Below are 18,791 nucleotides of genomic sequence, written 5' to 3' on the forward strand. Positions count from 1 at the left end.
GAGAGCTAGCCGATGTCAGGTAAGATAAGTGCTTTCCCTAGGGAGGGTAATCAGATCAGGAGAGTCAATCCTGCTATATAAAATTAGAACAGGCCCGCGGTGAATATAATCGACGCTGGGCGTCCTGTTTTTGGATGTACCGGCTCGAAAGTCTCAACCGACTTAAATCCACTTTCCGTAAATTGGCATTTCCAATCATCGACGGTGCGAAAATACCACGGCGGCGGGTCTCGAAATTCACTATTGAACCCGACCCATGTACCCTCCATCCAGCCTTCTTTAGACTTACCGCTCAAATTTACATGATTAGGGTGTAGTGTCTGAATAACAAATGAGCCGCCCTGATTCAACAATTGGCTGGCCGATTGAAATATGGATTTAACGGAGTCCTTGCCAAAAAGGGAAAAGTTACATATCAACACATCGATTTTTTCACCTATGTTTGTCGGAGTAATTTCGTCATAGGATAAAGTGCGAAACCGGCCGGCCCCCTCTTTTTCAGCCGCCTCAATTAAATCCGGTACAGCATCTATTCCGAGAGCATCAATCCCATGGCTTTGCAGCAGACGAACAAGCCAGCCTTCACCACAACCGATATCAAAAGCTGCTAATGGTTTCAGATTCAACACCGTGTCGACAATTGCTTTGTTGGTAACCAGCGTTCTGCTTTCAATTTCCTCGCCTCGAACCGCTTGTATCCAGGGCCTTACATTTTTTCGCCACGATTCGAGAATTATAGCTTCGGGATTCTTTTCCATGAATATACCTGACTTAACAATAGAGACTATTTTCTTGCAACACCCGTATTCCAGGCAGTACTACTCGGATTCAGGTCGATTCAGCCACTGCCTTCCAAAAAGCTCAATGTTATAGCATTATTCGTACAGGAAGAGGTACTAGTAAAAAAGAAACAACAATTTCAGGCTAGCCATTGATGGCAATGTTGAATTTGGATAGATAAATGGCATATAAAAGCCAAGCACTTCATCCAAAGAGGATTAGCGACTAATTAGTTTTTGCCTTTTTCTACATATGGGCGCAGTCCAGGCTTTGATGACCTTCAAGTATCCTGGCGAAACTAAATTAATTGAGTAGATATTTTTAGCGCGAGACTCTAAAGAATTTGACTAATTCATACATCTCATGAGAATCGGATTTCATGCTCTCGCTTGCCGCCGCCGCCTGTTCTACCAATGCAGCATTTCTCTGTGTCATATCATCCATCTGCATAATCGCCTTATTCACCTGATCAATACCGGAGGCCTGCTCCTGACCTGCTGCGGAAATCTCAGAGATAATATCGTTGACTCTTTTCACCGCGTTAACGATATCCTCCAGAGTGCTACCAGATTGATCAACAAGCTTCGCACCTTCCTGTACGCGTGTAACACTTTCACTAATGAGAGACTTTATTTCCTTAGCTGCACCGGCACTCCGTTGCGCCAGATTTCTAACTTCGCCGGCAACCACCGCAAATCCTCGCCCCTGGTCTCCCGCGCGAGCAGCCTCCACCGCCGCATTTAGAGCAAGCAAATTGGTCTGGAATGCAATCTCATCAATCACGCCAATGATGTCGGCAATTTTTTTGCTACTGTTGTTTATTTGATCCATCGCAATGACTACATTTGCCACAACCTGGCCACCCTTCTCGGCCTGCTGTCTTGCCTCACTCGCCAGTCGATTTGCCTCGTTGGAGTTTTCTGCATTTTGTCTGACTGTGCCTGTCATTTCTTCCATGCTGGAAGCCGTTTCTTCAATAGACGAAGCCTGAGTTTCCGTTCGCTGACTAAGGTCGGTATTACCGCTGGCAATCTCTTCTGCTGCTCGACTAATGGTATCAGACAAGACGACTATTTTTGTAACGATATCACTCAACCTACTGATAAAGTTATTCACCGAATCCGCAAGGACTTTAAATTCTCCTTCGAAATTATCTGGCATAGTCTTGCTCAAATCGCCCTCTGCTAGTGCTTTCATTACTTCACTGGTCTTTTCCAGGACGTTCGTGACAGTGATTTGAAGCATTTTCTGTTCTGTTATGTCAGACGCATATTTCACAACCTTATATGTCTTTCCATTGGGGTCAAAAATCGGGTTGTAAGACGCTTGAATCCATATTTCTTTATTGCCCTTTCCTAGTCGTTTGTATTCGCCACTGTCGAATTCGCCTCGATTTAGCTTTGCCCAGAAATCCTTATATTCGGGAGTATTCTTAATGCCTTGTTCGGCAAACATGCTGTGGTGCTTTCCCTTTATCTCCCCCAAACTGTAACCCATAACCCCAAGAAAGTTGTCATTTGCCCATATGATGGTACCATCCAGATTGAATTCAATTACCGCCTGCGATTTGCTTATTGCCTCGATTTGACCTTCATAGTCTGCAGTTTTGAGTTTCTGCTCGGTTATGTTTGTTGCATATTTAACCACTTTAAAAGGGTTGCCGTTCAAGTCCAAAATAGGATTGTATGAGGCCTGAATCCATACTTCTTTTCCCCCTTTTCCAAGTCGTTTATACTCTCCTGAGTCAAAATCTCCTCGATTGAGCTTGGCCCAAAATTCCTTGTATTCTCGACTTTCGGCATATTCAGGAGTCGCAAACACACTATGATGCTTGCCTTTGATTTCATCAAGCGTGTAACCAACGGTATTCAGAAAGTTATCATTAGCCGTAATTATCGTCCCATTCATATTGAACTCAATGACCGCCTGTGATTTGCTGATAGCTCCAATCTGGCCTGCATAATCAGCATTACGTATTTTCTGTTCAGTCACATCGGTGGCGAACTTGACAACTTTTATCGGTCTACCCTGGTGATCGAGTATCGGGTTATATGAAGCCTGAATCCATATTTCTTTTCCACCCTTACCAACACGCTTGTACTGTCCAGAGTCGAACTCTCCACGATTCAATTTTTTCCAAAACGCTCTGTATTCCGCGCTTTCAGCGACGCCAGGAGGGGCAAACATGCTGTGATGCTTGCCGCGGATCTCTTCTAATGAATACCCCATGGTATCAAGGAAATTCTTATTAGCATGCAGAATCGTTCCACTGAGATCAAACTCAATCACAGCTTGCACTCTGTTTATAGCATCAATAATTCCTTTGCTATGGTCATCCTGTGTACTGCTAACGGAAACTTGTTCGCTCATATTCTCATCACCGTAAAGTCAAAAGGTTATTGGTATCTTGCACTCATGCGAACCTATTCGACCCTCAGCGACTCTTACTTGATAGAAATAATAAGAATAATTTCCTTCATTCTTGTTTGTGTCACGATTTTTACAATTCAAATCGTAGTGACCGGATATTTGTCGAGATTCGTAGATATCCATACTCAGCAATCGAGATTATTTACCATTTTTCGTCGCAACTTACGCCTAACAAAACACAATATTGCTTTTTTGGTAACACAAGTCTCGTTTTTCGGTTAAGGGTTTAGCCGTATCCGATGTTTCAAGAATTGAGTCAAATGTACTAGCCCATCTATACAAGCACGGAAAATGTGCGATATCTATTTTGGCGAGATCCTATAAGGTCGCCATCCACGGATATATGATGGCATCAGCAATTGAATATTCGCCAGCAAGGAACTCATGGCGTGCCAGCCTTTCATCGAGTATAGAGCAATACTTTGCCATACGCTGTTGGTTGGTATCTTTCATGGACGGACGCAGGAAATTGACCAACATCATTCAACAAGTAGTAGTGCAACTCAGCCATGGTAGGGCATATATTCGCCGCGCCAAACATCAGCCACTTAATTACATCTGCTCGTGATTGCTCTTGGTGTGGTAGTAATTTTCCACTCTTTTCTGCCAGATAGAGTAGAATCGCCGCCGACTCAAACAAGGTCGCCCCTGTCTCGGTGTCGAAGATCGCTGGTGTAGTGCCATTAGGACTAATCTCCGCAAGCACCTGCTCATCCTCCTCGCTGTCAATAAGCTTCTCAACATAAGGAAGATTCATTTGTTTTAAGGCAATGGAGATCTTTCTGATGTTGGGGCTTTCGTTCGGTATTCTGTAGAGAATAATCATCGTTCACCTCCTTTGGTTAATATAAGCGCGAACAGCTATCGGATGCTCACAATACGGTAAATTTGATCCCCGCATTCTTTTCCAAACGTTCCGCTAAACCTTCACCCAAACAACTTGCCGGTGTCCAGAATCCACCGGGAACTTTTTCTACATCGTCGTCCACGGCCAAGCGCACGGCACATTCCGCAATCAAACGACATGTACTTCCATATCCAGGATCACGTTCACCGTCGTATTGCAGTTGGGTGATTACTGACGCGTTATCCGGGTGATGCGCAGAAAACAAAATTCTATACGAACCTTTGTCACGTTTTTGCTTAGACGGACCCTCACCAGGTTTTCGCATCATACGCCGCATAATTGCACGCGTTGGACGCAGCATCGCACCAATCACAAATATATTCATGGAAACAGTTGCCATAAATGCACGCAGCCATCCACGCGGACCAGTTCCAGTCGCCACCCCTTCACCATACTGAAAATCGCGACCGTAGGGAAACCCGGCGAGGGCATTGCTGCGTCGGACGATTTGAGAGTTATACGCAGCGAGTAGATAGGGAGCAGTCCATTTTCCAAGAGATCTATCCCAACGAGGTCCTTTCACGTTGCTAGCCGGTGTATTAACACCCTCTTCTGCAGGAACTAAGGCATTTGGATTCGTTACCATGGCAGGCTTGTCTTTGCTAGACGTGACAATTTCCATATTGTTAAACGCCGAAGCCAAAGTGCCACCGCTAAATTCACCATTGACCACACGTGTGACACGCATCGACACATTGCTGCTGTAAACCCCATGGCGTTCCTTCATCGCCTTTTGCACCATTAGATGACCGATGTCGGAAGGCAGCGCGTCGAAGCCACAGGAGTTTACAATACGAACCCAGCGCTCCTTTGCTGCGGTAGCATGGGCGGCAATCATATCCCGTACAAAGAATATCTCGCCAGTGAGATCGCAATAGTCGGTACCTTCTTCGACACAGGCAGCAACCAGTTCGCTACCTTAAAGTGCATACGGCCCGACAAGTGTGCAAACAACGCGGGTACGCCGCGCCATGTTTTTTAGGCTGGATTTGTCATGTGAATCGGCAATGATGATGGGAACCACATTAGCCTCAAGTCTAAATTGCCGGAGAACCGCCTCAAGCTTCTGTCGATTCCTTCCTGCAATCGCCCAACGCAAGTCTCTATTAACGCCGTAGGTTTCTGCGAGGTATTCAACCACTAATTGGCCGACAAATGCTGATGCCCCCCCCCCCCAGACGATTACGTCAAAATCTCTTGTACTCTTTCCTTGTGTCTTCAATGCAAATCATTCCCTGTTTTTTAAAATCCTACCACTGATACTCCCTGCGCTGGGACAGATTTCGCCCAAAAACCCCAAAATTTTTATATTTAGCTCGGCATTTAAATTGCGTATAATTTCCTGAGTACTATACTTGGTTTTTTCCGAGTCGTATTAACCGCGTTTCGCCATTGATAGAGAGATATGTAATTGTGGTAAGACAAATCAATGAAGATCAATTGATCAATCTTTTCTTTAAACACTCCCAAACATCCTTTGTCCTACTGGATAGGGACTATAACTTCATTAGAGTCAATGAGTCTTATGCCAAATCCTGCGGCAAAGACGTGGATTACTTTCCAGGGAAGAACCATTTCGAAATCTACCCCTCCAATGCCAAGGATATCTTTGACCTGGTAAAACAGACAAAAAAGCCTTTTGCCATCGATGCACGTCCGTTTGTATTCCCGGATGATGATGGACAGAAAATTACCTATTGGGACTGGAATCTGGAACCAGTGCTAGATTCAGCCGGCGAGGTCGATTTTTTTGTCTGGGCGATAAAAGATGTTACCGAGCGTGAACGCGCTCAAAACGACAATGATCGTTTCTTGAATCTTTCACTCAATATGGTTTGCAAAGCCACTTTCGATGGCTATTTTGTTGAGCTATCGCCAGCCTGGCAAAAGGTGCTGGGACACACGGAAGAAGTGCTGAAGTCGAAACCCTTCATAAACTTTGTACACCCCGATGATATAGAAAATACGCTAAAAGAAGCTAGTCGATTGGCTACCCATACAGGCGAAACTGTTAAATTCGAAAATCGCTACTTATGTGCTGACGGTTGCTATCGTTGGCTGTCGTGGAACTCCATAGGCGTTAAAGAGGAAGGTCTAATCTATGCTATCGCACACGACATCACCGACCTCAAGCATACCCAGGAGGCTCTCTATGAGCACCGTAGTAACCTGGAAAAACTTGTAATTGATCGCTCGCAAGATCTCGCCCGCAGCGAACAACGTCTCGCCTATCTGTTGTCTAACAGCCCTGCCGTAATTTATACCTGTGAAGCGAAAGGAAACTATCCAGCTACGTTCATTAGCGAAAATGTTCAGCAGATGTTTGGTTATGACCCGGAGCTATTTACTGAGAATGCAAACTTTTGGGCGGAACATATACACCCAGATGAGGTGCCGCGCGTGTTTAAGGATCTGCAAAACCTATTTACGAATAATCGCCATTCACACGAATATCGTTTCCAGGCCAAAAACGGAAAGTACTTTTGGGTACATGACGAGCTGCGACTGCAAAGAGACGAGAACGGCGAACCCAGAGAAATTATCGGTTATTGGGCCGACATCACTCAGCGCAAGGAAATCGAAACAGCTCTCGAAAACGCGCGACTAGAAGCCGAACAGGCAAATCGAAGCAAATCCGAATTTATTTCGAGTATGAGCCACGAATTGCGTACACCGTTAAATGCTATTATTGGATTTTCTGATCTTCTTTCACTCGAGGACCTGAACGAGGAGTTGCTTGCATGGGTCGATGACATTAAAAGTGGAGGCAAACACTTATTGTCTCTAATAAGCGATATTCTCGATCTATCCGCAATCGAGTCCGGCAATATATCTATTTCAATCGAATCTGTCGATACGCGGCAAATACTGGAAGAGTGTCTGGTTCTCGTATCGCCTAGTGCCGAAAAAAGCAATATATCAATCAAGTTGGCAAACCATTCCACTGTATTGCCCCAGGTGTTAGCCGACCAAACACGTTTTAAACAAATCATTCTCAACCTTCTGTCTAACGCGATCAAATACAATACCAACAATGGGGAGGTAATCATTGAAATATGCGAAGGGAGTAAACAAACCCACCAAATTCGCGTATCCAATACTGGACAGACGATAAAACCAGAACTTCAGGAAAAATTATTCAAGCCATTTGAGCGTCTGGGCGCAGAACTTTCTAATATAGAGGGTACAGGAATTGGCCTTGTGGTATGCAAGCGCCTGATGGAACTAATGAACGGAAAGATTGGATATGAAATAAACGACGATAATTACTCCACATTCTGGATAGAACTTCCAGCAGCGGATAGTAAAATGATATCCAATCATGATTCGGATTCGGATTCGGCTAAGGACTACTTCAAAACGATAAACACCGATGTCTCGAAGAGAATACTCTACATCGAGGACAACAGGTCTAATATCAAACTGGTAAATACCATTCTAAAAAAAGCCAACTTCGAAACACACATTGCGAATGACGGCAATCTTGGTCTTGAAATCGCAATGACTATTGACGGTTTGGATCTGATTCTACTTGATATCCATCTACCAGGATTATCTGGTTACGAAATCGTACAACGACTCAAAGCCAACGAAAAAACGGCTTCAATTCCTGTTATCGCGCTGACCGCCAACGCCACAAAAGATGATATTAGAAAAGGTGTAGACTATGGTTTTGATGGCTATCTCACAAAACCAATAGAGGTGAAGAAACTATTGAAAACAATCAAGGAACACTTGTTGCGCTAAGAACGCGACAAGCAATACCTGTATAAATTGTTTTTTATAGGGATATACACTAGCGAAGGAACCCGCCTATGCTCTGTATGGGCAAAGGACTGTCTGTTCGGCTTACCCAAGCGGCCAGTCCAAATTCGTTGGTCCCCCTGGATTCGAGACCAGGCAAAAATAGTTTCCATTTAAATTCGCCATCCATGTTCTGCGCCTGCGCAGTTTGCCACTCTAATACCGTAAAATCGTGTTTCAGCAGCTTGCCGTCATTCTCGACATTGTTCACGCGTGAATATAAATCGAATCCGAGTAACACAACATGTAACAACGCTTGTGTTTGGTCCTGCGTTTGATGAGGTACAAAATTACCGTGAATCTGAGAATCGGTGATTGATAGCAAAAGATTGCCAACATTCTCATTCACAATACCGGGTAACGAACGAGCGGAGAAGAAACCACGCCACTCTTTACCATTTACGACAAATCCTGGCGTGTACACACTACGTATGAGTCCAAAATGTTTATACTCTGCCTGTCGTTGGCTATAACGCGCCGATGCAAAACGATCACGCCAACCGATATAGTCCCAATAGTCCACATGAAAGGCGATTGGAATAATATCTTTCCAAAGTGTGTTTGACTGTTTTAGCTGGCTAATCCATTTGTCTGCCGGTGGGCAACTGCTACACCCTTCCGAGGTATAGAGTTCGACGAGCATATTTCTGGTTTCTCCGCTTTCCCAGTTTAGCTCACGCGCAAATAGTGAATTACTTGTAAAGAAAAATAAAAAAAAGAAAACTAATCGGCGTGTACTATGCATATGCATTGAACAGCGTCCCTTTCGATGGGTCGTCAGAGGTAAGGTCAAGTGTTCCCTCGCCAGTCTCGGAAAATACAATTTCTTGCGGGGAATTTAGCTGTTGTTTTTCTTCCAGTTGGCGCTGTTCCTGAACCTGTTCCAGGCCTTTATTGAACAGGACCTGAGATGGACTTTCCGAACAACTGGACGATATACCACTCATGAAAAACCTCCAGACACATAGACAGAGATCAATCATCATATCGTCCAAATCTCACGAAATTATCCAGAAATTTCAGGACTTTTTCTGGAAAAATAATCGCCTTGCAAGCACTGTAATATTTCGCTACATAGCTTGTCTAAATCGGGAAACATGGCAAACACGAATGACTTGCCGTAACTAACGCCAAGATTTATCTGTAGAGGTAGCAAATATGAAACGTCGAAATTTACTGCTAGGCGCACTTGCTTTAGGAACCGTGCCATTTATCTCCAGCCGCACCATGAGCAAGGAAATGACGCAGGGAATGTGGCAAAAAACAGAAGACGAATGGCGTCGCGTGTTGACCAGGGAACAATATTATATTTTGCGCGAAGAAGGGACCGAGCGCCCGTTCACCAGCCCTCTCAATGATGAGAAGCGCAAAGGCACTTTTGTATGCGCTGCTTGCGAGTTACCCTTATTCAGCTCAGATATGAAATACGATAGCGGCACCGGCTGGCCAAGCTTTTTCACCACCTTGCCAAATGCCATCGAAACAAAACTCGATTTCAAACTCTTATACCCGCGCACCGAATACCATTGCTCACGTTGTGGCGGTCATCAAGGACATGTATTCAAAGACGGTCCAGAGCCTACTGGTCAGCGTTGGTGTAACAATGGTGTGGCGTTGAAGTTTATACCGGTATAACACTTTAGAAATATTTGTAGTAACCATACAACATTGAGTCACTCACAACCATTCGAAGACACTTGACAATGCGGAGAGTATTTCCTGGTGGTTTGTGGTGACTCAATTACGGTACTTAATCTCCATCCCGATTAAATACGTACCAAAAAAACCTCTCCACTACTCACCAAACCAAACATCGCCACCACAAACAACACCATAAAGCCGACCATTAATACCGCCCCAGTCGGAAGCGCGTAACCAACACTGACTGGGTTACGTTTGAGCTCTTCCCAAGTTGGCACAAAAAAAGGGACGATGGAAAACCCGAGAAAGAAATCAACAATTGGTTTCAAACCAAAACGTAGTACAAAACCACCGATGGCCAATAGTTGCAATTCGAGCAGCATGATATAGATATCAAAGCCAACGGAATTAATGAACAAAGCTAATTCCAGAGTTTCTGGATTTGTAGCGAAAAAAGCTATCACGACGAAACCGAGGATTGAACCAAGCCAACTCTTTTTTCCTGTTCTCATAGCTTACCTATATTGCTCATTACCTATAGACCAAAATGAAGCACATCTAGTCCTATTACCGACAATTATCCAACATCAACATCCATGATCCCGTATCAACCTCATTGAGTGGATCACGTGGTCTATATTTAACACAGATAGGCTTTTTCAGAAAAAAGTAATTGAATTTAACGATGTGTTCGTCTGCCCGTCCGGTATCGAATACTTCTATTTCTCTAATAGATTCCTTTATCAGGCGCGGTGAGTTCAAAGAGTCTCGTTTTCCAGATTCCGCTGCTTGCCGCTGAACTAGATCTCTCGCCTTACTGTAGATTTCCGCAATACTAACTGCTCTACTGCCTTTATCATCACGCTCGGCCTTTGGCTCATTTTGCAGCTCTGAATCATCGACTGCTGGTAGTTCAGTAGCAGCGCGACTTAAGGGCATTTTCTCCTCAATCGGTTCAGCCGGTTCTTCTTTAGCTTTTACTTCTGGTGGGGGATCAGAAACTTCCGCTTCTAGATCAGGACTCGGCGGTGGATTGAGTAACGAAAACTCCAATATCAAACCTTCATCAGCAGAATTGGGGGCCGGTACATCAATATGCAATACCTTGGACACAAACCAAAAGACGGCTGTTTGAACGAGTACTGAGAGAACGAGAGCATACAGAAATTTATTCTGCATCTCTTGTCTGCCCAGCACTATGCCCATGTATGATTCCTTACTCTCCAAAACGATTGCGAAAAGCATGCAGACCAAGCTGTATAGGAAAAGGCTCAGTTACATCTAAACGATAGGACTCTGATCCAGCCAGTGTACACAGTCATTCTGACCACTAAACTTTATAATGATTTCGTCTTAGCTGAGTATTTTGAATAACATATTGATAAGTCACGGGGAGAAAAAACGCACACAAGACGACATTGTCCTTCAAACAAAATGACCTAGTTCCAAAGAGAGGTATTGATACAAGAATATAGAAATGTGAGGACGAAGGCATTTCGACCTTCGTCCTATAATTGATGCAATTCAGGCGAGAATCATGCCTTCGGCCGCATATGCGGGAATAACAACACATCACGTATCGACGGTGAATCAGTAAACAACATCACCAGACGATCGATACCGATACCCTCACCTGCGGTTGGTGGCATACCGTGTTCGAGCGCGGTGACATAGTCTTCATCGAAATGCATGGCTTCGTCATCACCTGCGTCTTTTTCCTCGACCTGTTTGCGGAAGCGTTCGGCCTGGTCTTCGTAGTCATTTAACTCGGAGAAACCATTGGCGATCTCACGGCCACCGACAAAGAATTCAAAGCGATCTGTTACGAATGGATCGCTATCACTACGGCGAGCCAGCGGTGAAACCTCCGCAGGATATGCCGTAATAAACGTCGGTTCCATCAAACGGTGTTCGACGGTCTTTTCAAAGATTTCGGTTAAGACCTTACCCAAACCATATGTCGGCTTCAGTTCAACACCGACACTTTTTGCGACCGCACAACATGTATCATAGTCTTCAAGCTGTTCGGCTTTCACATCCGGATTAAAGTGCAACACCGATTCCTTCATACTCATGCGTGTGAAGGGTTTGTCGAAGTGATAGGTGTCGCCTTGATAATTAATCGTGGTCGTACCCAAAACTGTTTGAGCACATCCGCGCAACATTTCTTCGGTGATATCCATCAAGTCGTGATAGTCGGCATAGGCTTCGTAGAATTCGAGCATGGTGAATTCTGGATTGTGACGCGTGGACAGACCTTCGTTTCGAAAGTTGCGATTGATCTCGAAGACTTTTTCAAAGCCCCCAACCACAAGACGCTTAAGATATAACTCCGGCGCGATACGTAGAAACAAATCCATATCTAACGCATTGTGAAATGTGGTAAACGGACGCGCAGTCGCGCCACCAGGAATCGCCTGCATCATCGGCGTTTCCACTTCGAGGAAACCCTTACCGATCAAAAACTGGCGTATGTAATTCACGATCTGCGAGCGCATCATGAAACGATCACGAGATTCCTGATTCATGATCAGATCGATATAACGCTGACGATACTTGGTTTCCTGGTCGGTGAGGCCGTGGAATTTTTCCGGCAAAGGGCGTATCGATTTGGTCAGCAAACGAATACTGTCGACCATGACCGACAACTCACCAACCTGGGTTTTAAACAGCGTGCCTTCGACTCCGATGATGTCTCCGATGTCCCACTTTTTAAATTTTTCGCCAAAGTCACCTTCGGGCAGGTTTTCGCGTTTGACATAGACCTGGATCTTGCCCGACATGTCCTGGATGTGAGCGAACGCTGCCTTACCCATTAAGCGACGTGTCATCATGCGACCGGCAAGCGCAACGCGGACCTTTTGTTCCGCCAGTGCATCTTTCTCCACCTCGCCGTATTCGGCGTGTAATTCCCCCGCAACCACATTGCGACGAAAATCATTGGGGAAGGCCACGCCTTCGTCGCGCAAGGCCTGCAATTTTCCGCGGCGTTGGGCAATGAGTTCGTGTTCTTCTTCGGCAGTGAGTTCGGTGTTGTCTTCTACTTGCTCGCTCATGATTGTCTATAGTCCACTCTTCAAACTTGCTTCAATAAACTGGTCCAGATCGCCGTCGAGTACGGCCTGGGTGTTACCGGTCTCGACACCGGTGCGTAAATCTTTTATGCGCGATTGATCCAATACATATGAACGGATCTGGCTACCCCAACCGATATCGGACTTGGAGTCTTCAAGATTCTGTTTTTCCGCGTTGCGCTTTTGCATCTCGAACTCGTACAACTTGGCCTTGAGCTGTTTCATGGCGTTGTCTTTGTTCTTGTGCTGAGAGCGATCGTTTTGGCACTGTACCACTATGCCCGTCGGCTCGTGGGTGATACGCACCGCCGAGTCGGTTCGATTAACGTGCTGACCACCCGCGCCGGACGCACGATAGGTATCGATACGCAAATCCGCCGGATTGATTTCTATCTCGATATCGTCATCGACTTCCGGCGAGACAAACACCGATGAAAACGAAGTATGACGGCGATTACCCGAATCAAACGGCGATTTACGCACTAAACGGTGTACACCGGTCTCGGTACGCAGCCAACCAAAGGCATATTCGCCTTCGAAGTAAATCGTCGCACTCTTGATGCCCGCGACTTCCCCCGCTGAACACTCGATCAGTTCGGTCTTGAATCCTTTGTCCTCACCCCAGCGCAGATACATGCGCAACAACATCTCGGCCCAATCCTGTGCCTCGGTACCACCGGAACCGGCCTGAATATCAAGAAAGGCGTTGTTCGGGTCCATCTCGCCAGAGAACATGCGGCGGAATTCTAATTGGGCGATGGCCTTTTCCTGATCGTCGAGGTCGGCGACGATGGAATTGATGGTGTCCTCATCATTCTCGGCAGCGGCCATCTCCACCAGTTCCGCAGCATCAGCTAGCTGCTCACCCATTTTGCGCAACACACCGACGATTTGTTCCAAAGTAGCGCGTTCCCGTCCCAGATTTTGGGCACGCTCGGGGTTATTCCACACATTGGGGTCTTCGAGTTCGCGCGTGACCTCTACCAGGCGCTCGGCCTTGGTTTCATAGTCAAAGATACCCCCTCAGGGACTCGGCACGGCCCTTGAGATCGTCAATTTGGTTGTAGATGGGATTGATTTCCTGCATACACGCTTCTATAGATTGAAAGGCGGCAAATGATACAACAAGTCGCGGTTTTTATGAATGTTAATCGCCAGATCGGCGCTAGAAGTGACGTTTTTTCAGGTGTTCTATGAAACCCTCGCTGGCCGCCTCGATCATATCCAACACCCGCTCAAAACCCTGGCCACCACCATAATAGGGGTCAGGCACTTCCACCTCGTTCAAATGCGGGGCAAATTCCAGAAATAATTGTACTTTTTGTAGATGCTGCGGCGGGCACATACGCTCCAGATTGCGGTAATTTTCGCGGTCCATGGCCAATACGTAGTCGAATTCTTCGAAATCATTTACCGACACCTTGCGTGCACGGATATAGCTCAAATCAAAACCCCGACGACTGGCCGTTTGGCTGGAGCGTGGATCGGGTTTTTCCCCAACATGATAGGCGTGGGTTCCCGCGGAATCGACGCTGATTCGTTTATCTAAACCCTCTTGCCTCACCACATGATCAAAAACCCCATGCGCGGTTGGCGAACGGCATATATTTCCCATGCAGACAAAAAGAACTTTCACCATAGTTGCGACTCCTGCAAAATGAATTCAACTTTAGGGTTTGTCTATATCTAATTTCGGTACATAATAACACAAGGCCTGTCAACGTCCGGTGCGCAACGATGAATCGTCTGCATATAACAACAGATCAGCTACGGAATATGATCGGCCTGCTTGTGCGGTATGAGGGGGTACATTGCAAAGTGGTGGAAGTCGTAGATGAGGGACCTGCTATTGTTCTTGAAGATCTGGAGTTTCACCTGAGCATCCAGGCGGATCAGCACGGTGAGGCCCACAGACGCGTACCCCAGACCTATACCATCGAGGTCTTTTCTCCCGACCAGCTCGAATTCTCCATGGGCTTTCTGAATATCGAACCCGTCGAACAGTAGGCAGCCAACGCCGTTTTCCCCTGAATTAATCCATGGTCTGTTAATTGCTTCGCAATCTCCCGCCTCAAGTGGACAAGCGATTCGCCGATATCAATAGGTGAACGCAAATCTGCGCGACCGGCGAAAAACAAAGCAACATAACGGGATTTCGGGAGTAGACTTTTGAGCACGCAGCATACACATAGCGCCACAGATCAAACACCTTCGCACATGCAAATCACCGATAACGGCAGCATTATTTTGGGATGGCTTGTTATCGTGGTAATGTTGGCCCTGGGTTTCCTAAATATAGTTTCTTATGAGGCTGACACCCGCACTGCTGCCAACACAGTAAGACCTTTGACCAATGAGGTCCAACAGACACAGCCAGTCAGTCAGCCCGTACAGGACAAATCCGATAGACATCTGAGTCCGAGTCCAAATTTAATGTCGACCAGACTTCAGATCTAGGAGCAATGTCTTAAAAACAGGAAAAATAAGAATGAATGTAAAGAATACCGGAATCCCCTATATGGGGATTCTTTTTTTGCTGCTGATTATATCCAGTTGTTCCAAAGCCCCACCAGTCGCGTCCAGCCTGAGTATTAGCGCGCCCAGCCAACAACTCGCTAAACAGTCTCGCCTGCAACTGAATTCAATCGCTGTATTTGTTGATGATGAAGTCAGAGATGTCACCGATCAGACCACTTGGACGGTGTCAGACCAGACTGTGGCCAAAATAGAAAACGGCACGGTTTCCGGCCTCACCGTAGGTCAGGTAAGTGTCACTGCTTCATATGGTGAGAGAACCACGACATATCCACTCACCGTGGTCGATACGACGTTGAGTATTGGTCGAGTCGAACCTGAGAATGTCAAACTGCCCCTTGGGTATACGCAACAGTTTCAAGCCATGGTGTTTTTCCAGGATAACAGTCGCCAGGACTATAGCCGCTTTGTGGAGTGGCAAACGTTAGACAGCAGCATTATTCAAATTGATCCAAACACGGGGCTGGTAAAAGCGTTATCGCCCGGCACAACCGCTGTTATCGCCACAAATGGCGCGGCAATTTTTTCCACTTTGATAGAAGTCACAGAAGCCAGTCTGGATAAATTGATCATTGAAAATGACGTCAGTGTCTTACCTAAGAATCTCACGGTGAAGGCCCGCACGACAGGTCTCTTTTCCGATGGCAGCAAACGCGATATCAGCGCAGACACTACCTGGTCAAGTAATAACAATGTTGTAGTCTTTATGGAAACAGACGGTACCGCCAAGACTGTTACGCCTGGCAAGGCTACAATTACCGCAAAAAGCGGTGCAGTCAGTACCTCTACCGAAATTCAGGTAACGGATGTAACTTTGCAAAGCCTGGAAATCGAGCCGGAGATTATCAATATCGCTGCGGGTTTCAGAAAAGATTTTAGCGTGTTTGGAATATTTAGCGATGCAAGCAGGCGAGATATTACCGACCAGATAATTTGGCAAACGGATAACGACAGCATTGCCAGAGTGGATGGACTTTACCGCAGAGGGGAATTGCTCGCACTGTCTACGGGGAGCGCGGAAATTACTGCGAGGTTCCGCAATAAAACGCAAAGCACCAACGTCATAGTCAATGACGCCACCTTGCTTGCGGTCCAGGTTACCCCGATGCATTTAAGGCAGATAGCCGCAGGTTCACGTATTCCGCTGCGCGCCACGGGTGTGTTTAGCGATGGTAGTCAACTGGACATTTCAAAGTCAGCTACCTGGATTTCTAAAAACGCTTATAGCGCGACAATAGAAAATGGCCCCAATAGCGGGCGTCTTTCGGCCGTGAGAAAAGGCCCCAACGAAGTTCTTGCCGCATTACAAAATAGGCTGGGGAAATCTACCTTTTTCGTCACTGATGCCGCCTTACTTTCTCTTTCGATTACGCCCAGCTCACTTACTCTGGCAAATGGTTCTCGACAACCGTTCCGGGCCACAGGCCGCTATACCGATGGCAGTTTGCTCGATTTGACGAATGAAGTCAGTTGGTCAAGTGATCACACCAACATTGCCACTGTTTCAAATAGCCTACGAGATAACGGCATGGTATCCGCGATTGCCACTGGCAACACATCTGTACGTGCCGAATTTGATGGTCTAAAGGCGAACGCCAGTATCGAGGTTACCGCAGCGACTATCGACTCTTTTTTTATTGAGCCGCAAAACGTCTTATTGTCTACCGGACAAATCGAACGACTGCGTCTCATTGCTCGATATAGCGACGGAACACAGTTAGATGTGACTCAAAACGCCACCTGGAAGAGTGATACATCAACTATTGCCAGCGTTAACGACCACGACAAGAATTTAAAAGGCCAGGTAGGCGCATATGCGGAAGGAAGCACCAATGTGTCGGCGACAATGGGCGAGCGTAGCGCAAGTACGGAAGTCACCGTCACAACTGCCGTGCTGGAACATATTGAAGTGAGCATGGAAACGACTCACCTAGAGGGAAATGTAATTACACCCGCGCAAGCAATTGGCATATTTGACAACGGAGAAAGTCGCGACATAAGTCGCAACGTGACCTGGTCATCCAGCGATCACGATGTGGTCGAAGTTTCAAACCAACCAGACCTCATCGGCCAAGTCATTAGCCGCAGTGTTGGCGCAGCAACAATCGTCGCCAGTAGCGGAGTCATATATGGTAGCCTGGATGTCCTTGTGCGCCCCTCATTGCTATTAGATATCACGATAGAAGTAGCGAGTCAGAACCTGGCGCAAGGATACTCTCAGCAATTGGCAGTTACAGCACACTACTTCGATGGAAAAACCCGCGATATTACCCATTTAGTCAATTGGTCCAGTTCTGATACCCGTGTCATTAGCTTGAACGACAGTATTAAAAAGCGAGGCCAGATTACGGCGCTTTCAGAGGGAACATCAACCATCTACGCGACCTACGCCGGCTATCGCGCCAGTACCGACATCACCGTAAGTAGCGCCGTATTGCAGTCTATTTCGCTTTCAACTGAATCGATTACCTTGCCCGGCGGTGCACAACAACAGCTACTGCTTACCGGCCATTTCAGTGACGCTTCAACACTGGACCTGACAACACAGGCCACCTGGGAAAGCAGTAGTGCCAACGTCGTCGTCAACAGACTTGCCAGGCCGGGCATGATCAAGGCGATACAAGCCGGAAACGCCAGTGTGAGCGCAACGCTAAAAGGTTTATCCGTTGCGGCAGATATCACCGTTAGCAACGCCACGCTCACCAGCATTGAACTAAGCGCTGGTACAGACACACTCAAGCATGGAACTGAGATGGCAATGGTTGCTACAGCGACCTATTCCGATGCCAGTACACGCAATGTCACTAAGGAAGTCACCTGGCAATCAGACAAACCTCGCCTTGCCCTGGTTAGTAATACCAACGCAAACAAAGGTCTTCTTCAGGCAATTGGGGATAGCAATGACAGTGTCACAGTAACAGCGTCGCTCTTGGGTAAGAGTGCAAGCCTGCCGATTACACTGGTATATGATCCAACACAAATTACTGCATTCAATCTGTTAATGGAACCGCGAGTCATGCTCGACAGCAGCGGAGAAACATCCAACATAGTCGTTCAATTGCTCAATTCTGATGGCTCCTCACTTGCTAACGCGGCCACGTCCCTCCAACTCGAAATGGACAGTGCTCCCTACCTTAGTTTCAGCGGTCCATCAAACTCGAATGGATTTGTCGTCTTTCCACCATACGTAAATTCAACCGCGGGTAGATATTTGTTTACCATCACAGAAACCAACACCAACCTCACAGCAAATGCCTCGCTAACTATTGTTTCCAGTTTCGCCGAGCTAATTGACATCGCGGGTCGAATGAAACTTGTCGGCGACAACCAGACAGCTCAAAGCGGTACGCGATTCGTATTGACTCTCAAGAATTATTCACAACGCGAATTCGGGTTGACCTCATTCGAACTACGCAATGGTGAAACACAAATCTGGTTTACCGAAGATGCGGAAACACTCAACAACAATATTCTGGGAGCGGAAGAAACACTAACGGTTACTTACGCATTGGATGCGCCGGTCGCCGGTCCTTTTGACTTCAACGTCGTATTTACTTTAAATACGACGGAGAGCGGCGAATTCACAATGAGTCGAGCGCTAACCATACCTACACCATAAA

General features: G+C 46.5%; 17 protein-coding genes. 5 read left to right on the top strand and 12 right to left on the bottom strand.

Annotation, left to right across the window (positions count from 1 at the left end):
• Positions 1-83: 83 nt before the first annotated feature.
• The 5 genes from OEZ43_06915 to OEZ43_06935 all read right to left on the bottom strand — a co-directional run bounded on the left by OEZ43_06915 (position 84) and on the right by OEZ43_06935 (position 5,339).
• Complete coding sequence (locus tag OEZ43_06915) at positions 84-758, bottom strand: class I SAM-dependent methyltransferase (GenBank protein MDH5545306.1); 675 nt, start codon at positions 756-758, stop codon at positions 84-86.
• A gap of 343 nt (positions 759-1,101) precedes the next feature.
• On the bottom strand, positions 1,102-3,150 hold the full coding sequence (locus OEZ43_06920) for a methyl-accepting chemotaxis protein (protein ID MDH5545307.1): 2,049 nt from the start codon (positions 3,148-3,150) through the stop codon (positions 1,102-1,104).
• A gap of 460 nt (positions 3,151-3,610) precedes the next feature.
• Positions 3,611-4,036: a glutathione S-transferase N-terminal domain-containing protein gene (locus OEZ43_06925; protein MDH5545308.1), complete on the bottom strand. Its 426-nt coding sequence runs from the start codon at positions 4,034-4,036 to the stop codon at positions 3,611-3,613.
• A 46-nt stretch (positions 4,037-4,082) separates the two neighbouring features.
• Positions 4,083-4,955 carry a hypothetical protein gene (locus OEZ43_06930; protein MDH5545309.1) on the bottom strand — a complete coding sequence of 291 codons (873 nt, stop codon included), beginning with the start codon at positions 4,953-4,955 and terminating at the stop codon, positions 4,083-4,085.
• An 81-nt stretch (positions 4,956-5,036) separates the two neighbouring features.
• Positions 5,037-5,339, bottom strand: coding sequence for a saccharopine dehydrogenase NADP-binding domain-containing protein (locus OEZ43_06935; GenBank protein MDH5545310.1), 303 nt, complete (start codon positions 5,337-5,339; stop codon positions 5,037-5,039).
• Positions 5,340-5,530: 191 nt separating this feature from the next.
• On the opposite strand from OEZ43_06935, the gene OEZ43_06940 reads away from it, so the two are divergent.
• On the top strand, positions 5,531-7,864 hold the full coding sequence (locus tag OEZ43_06940; protein ID MDH5545311.1) for a PAS domain S-box protein: 2,334 nt from the start codon (positions 5,531-5,533) through the stop codon (positions 7,862-7,864).
• A gap of 49 nt (positions 7,865-7,913) precedes the next feature.
• Here the strand turns inward: OEZ43_06940 and OEZ43_06945 are convergent, their stop codons facing one another.
• Both OEZ43_06945 and OEZ43_06950 read right to left on the bottom strand, forming a co-directional pair.
• Positions 7,914-8,564 carry a DUF1223 domain-containing protein gene (locus tag OEZ43_06945; protein MDH5545312.1) on the bottom strand — a complete coding sequence of 217 codons (651 nt, stop codon included), beginning with the start codon at positions 8,562-8,564 and terminating at the stop codon, positions 7,914-7,916.
• A gap of 94 nt (positions 8,565-8,658) precedes the next feature.
• Entirely contained in the window at positions 8,659-8,868 is a 210-nt protein-coding gene (locus OEZ43_06950) for a hypothetical protein (protein ID MDH5545313.1), read from the bottom strand.
• 211 nt (positions 8,869-9,079) lie between these two features.
• On the opposite strand from OEZ43_06950, the gene msrB reads away from it, so the two are divergent.
• Complete coding sequence (gene msrB / locus OEZ43_06955) at positions 9,080-9,556, top strand: peptide-methionine (R)-S-oxide reductase MsrB (GenBank protein MDH5545314.1); 477 nt, start codon at positions 9,080-9,082, stop codon at positions 9,554-9,556.
• A gap of 131 nt (positions 9,557-9,687) precedes the next feature.
• Here msrB and OEZ43_06960 read toward each other — a convergent pair whose 3' ends face one another.
• The 5 genes from OEZ43_06960 to OEZ43_06980 all read right to left on the bottom strand — a co-directional run bounded on the left by OEZ43_06960 (position 9,688) and on the right by OEZ43_06980 (position 14,275).
• Entirely contained in the window at positions 9,688-10,074 is a 387-nt protein-coding gene (locus tag OEZ43_06960) for a hypothetical protein (GenBank protein MDH5545315.1), read from the bottom strand.
• Positions 10,075-10,129: 55 nt separating this feature from the next.
• Positions 10,130-10,768: a hypothetical protein gene (locus tag OEZ43_06965; protein ID MDH5545316.1), complete on the bottom strand. Its 639-nt coding sequence runs from the start codon at positions 10,766-10,768 to the stop codon at positions 10,130-10,132.
• A 329-nt stretch (positions 10,769-11,097) separates the two neighbouring features.
• Entirely contained in the window at positions 11,098-12,618 is a 1,521-nt protein-coding gene (lysS, locus tag OEZ43_06970) for a lysine--tRNA ligase (GenBank protein ID MDH5545317.1), read from the bottom strand.
• Positions 12,619-12,624: 6 nt separating this feature from the next.
• A protein-coding gene (prfB, locus tag OEZ43_06975; protein ID MDH5545318.1) for a peptide chain release factor 2 occupies positions 12,625-13,723 on the bottom strand; the annotation gives its coding sequence in 2 pieces (ribosomal slippage) (positions 12,625-13,647 and positions 13,649-13,723; 1,098 coding nt in all).
• Between the two features lie 78 nt (positions 13,724-13,801).
• Positions 13,802-14,275 carry a low molecular weight phosphotyrosine protein phosphatase gene (locus OEZ43_06980; protein ID MDH5545319.1) on the bottom strand — a complete coding sequence of 158 codons (474 nt, stop codon included), beginning with the start codon at positions 14,273-14,275 and terminating at the stop codon, positions 13,802-13,804.
• 98 nt (positions 14,276-14,373) lie between these two features.
• Between OEZ43_06980 and OEZ43_06985 the strand changes: the two genes are divergently transcribed.
• From OEZ43_06985 to OEZ43_06995, 3 genes are all read left to right on the top strand, one after another.
• Complete coding sequence (locus OEZ43_06985) at positions 14,374-14,643, top strand: hypothetical protein (GenBank protein MDH5545320.1); 270 nt, start codon at positions 14,374-14,376, stop codon at positions 14,641-14,643.
• A gap of 162 nt (positions 14,644-14,805) precedes the next feature.
• Positions 14,806-15,093 carry a hypothetical protein gene (locus OEZ43_06990; GenBank protein MDH5545321.1) on the top strand — a complete coding sequence of 96 codons (288 nt, stop codon included), beginning with the start codon at positions 14,806-14,808 and terminating at the stop codon, positions 15,091-15,093.
• A gap of 31 nt (positions 15,094-15,124) precedes the next feature.
• Entirely contained in the window at positions 15,125-18,790 is a 3,666-nt protein-coding gene (locus tag OEZ43_06995; protein MDH5545322.1) for an Ig-like domain-containing protein, read from the top strand.
• Position 18,791: the final 1 nt, after the last annotated feature.

The organism is Gammaproteobacteria bacterium, assembly GCA_029881255.1.
Lineage (GTDB): Bacteria > Pseudomonadota > Gammaproteobacteria > S012-40 > S012-40 > JAOUMY01.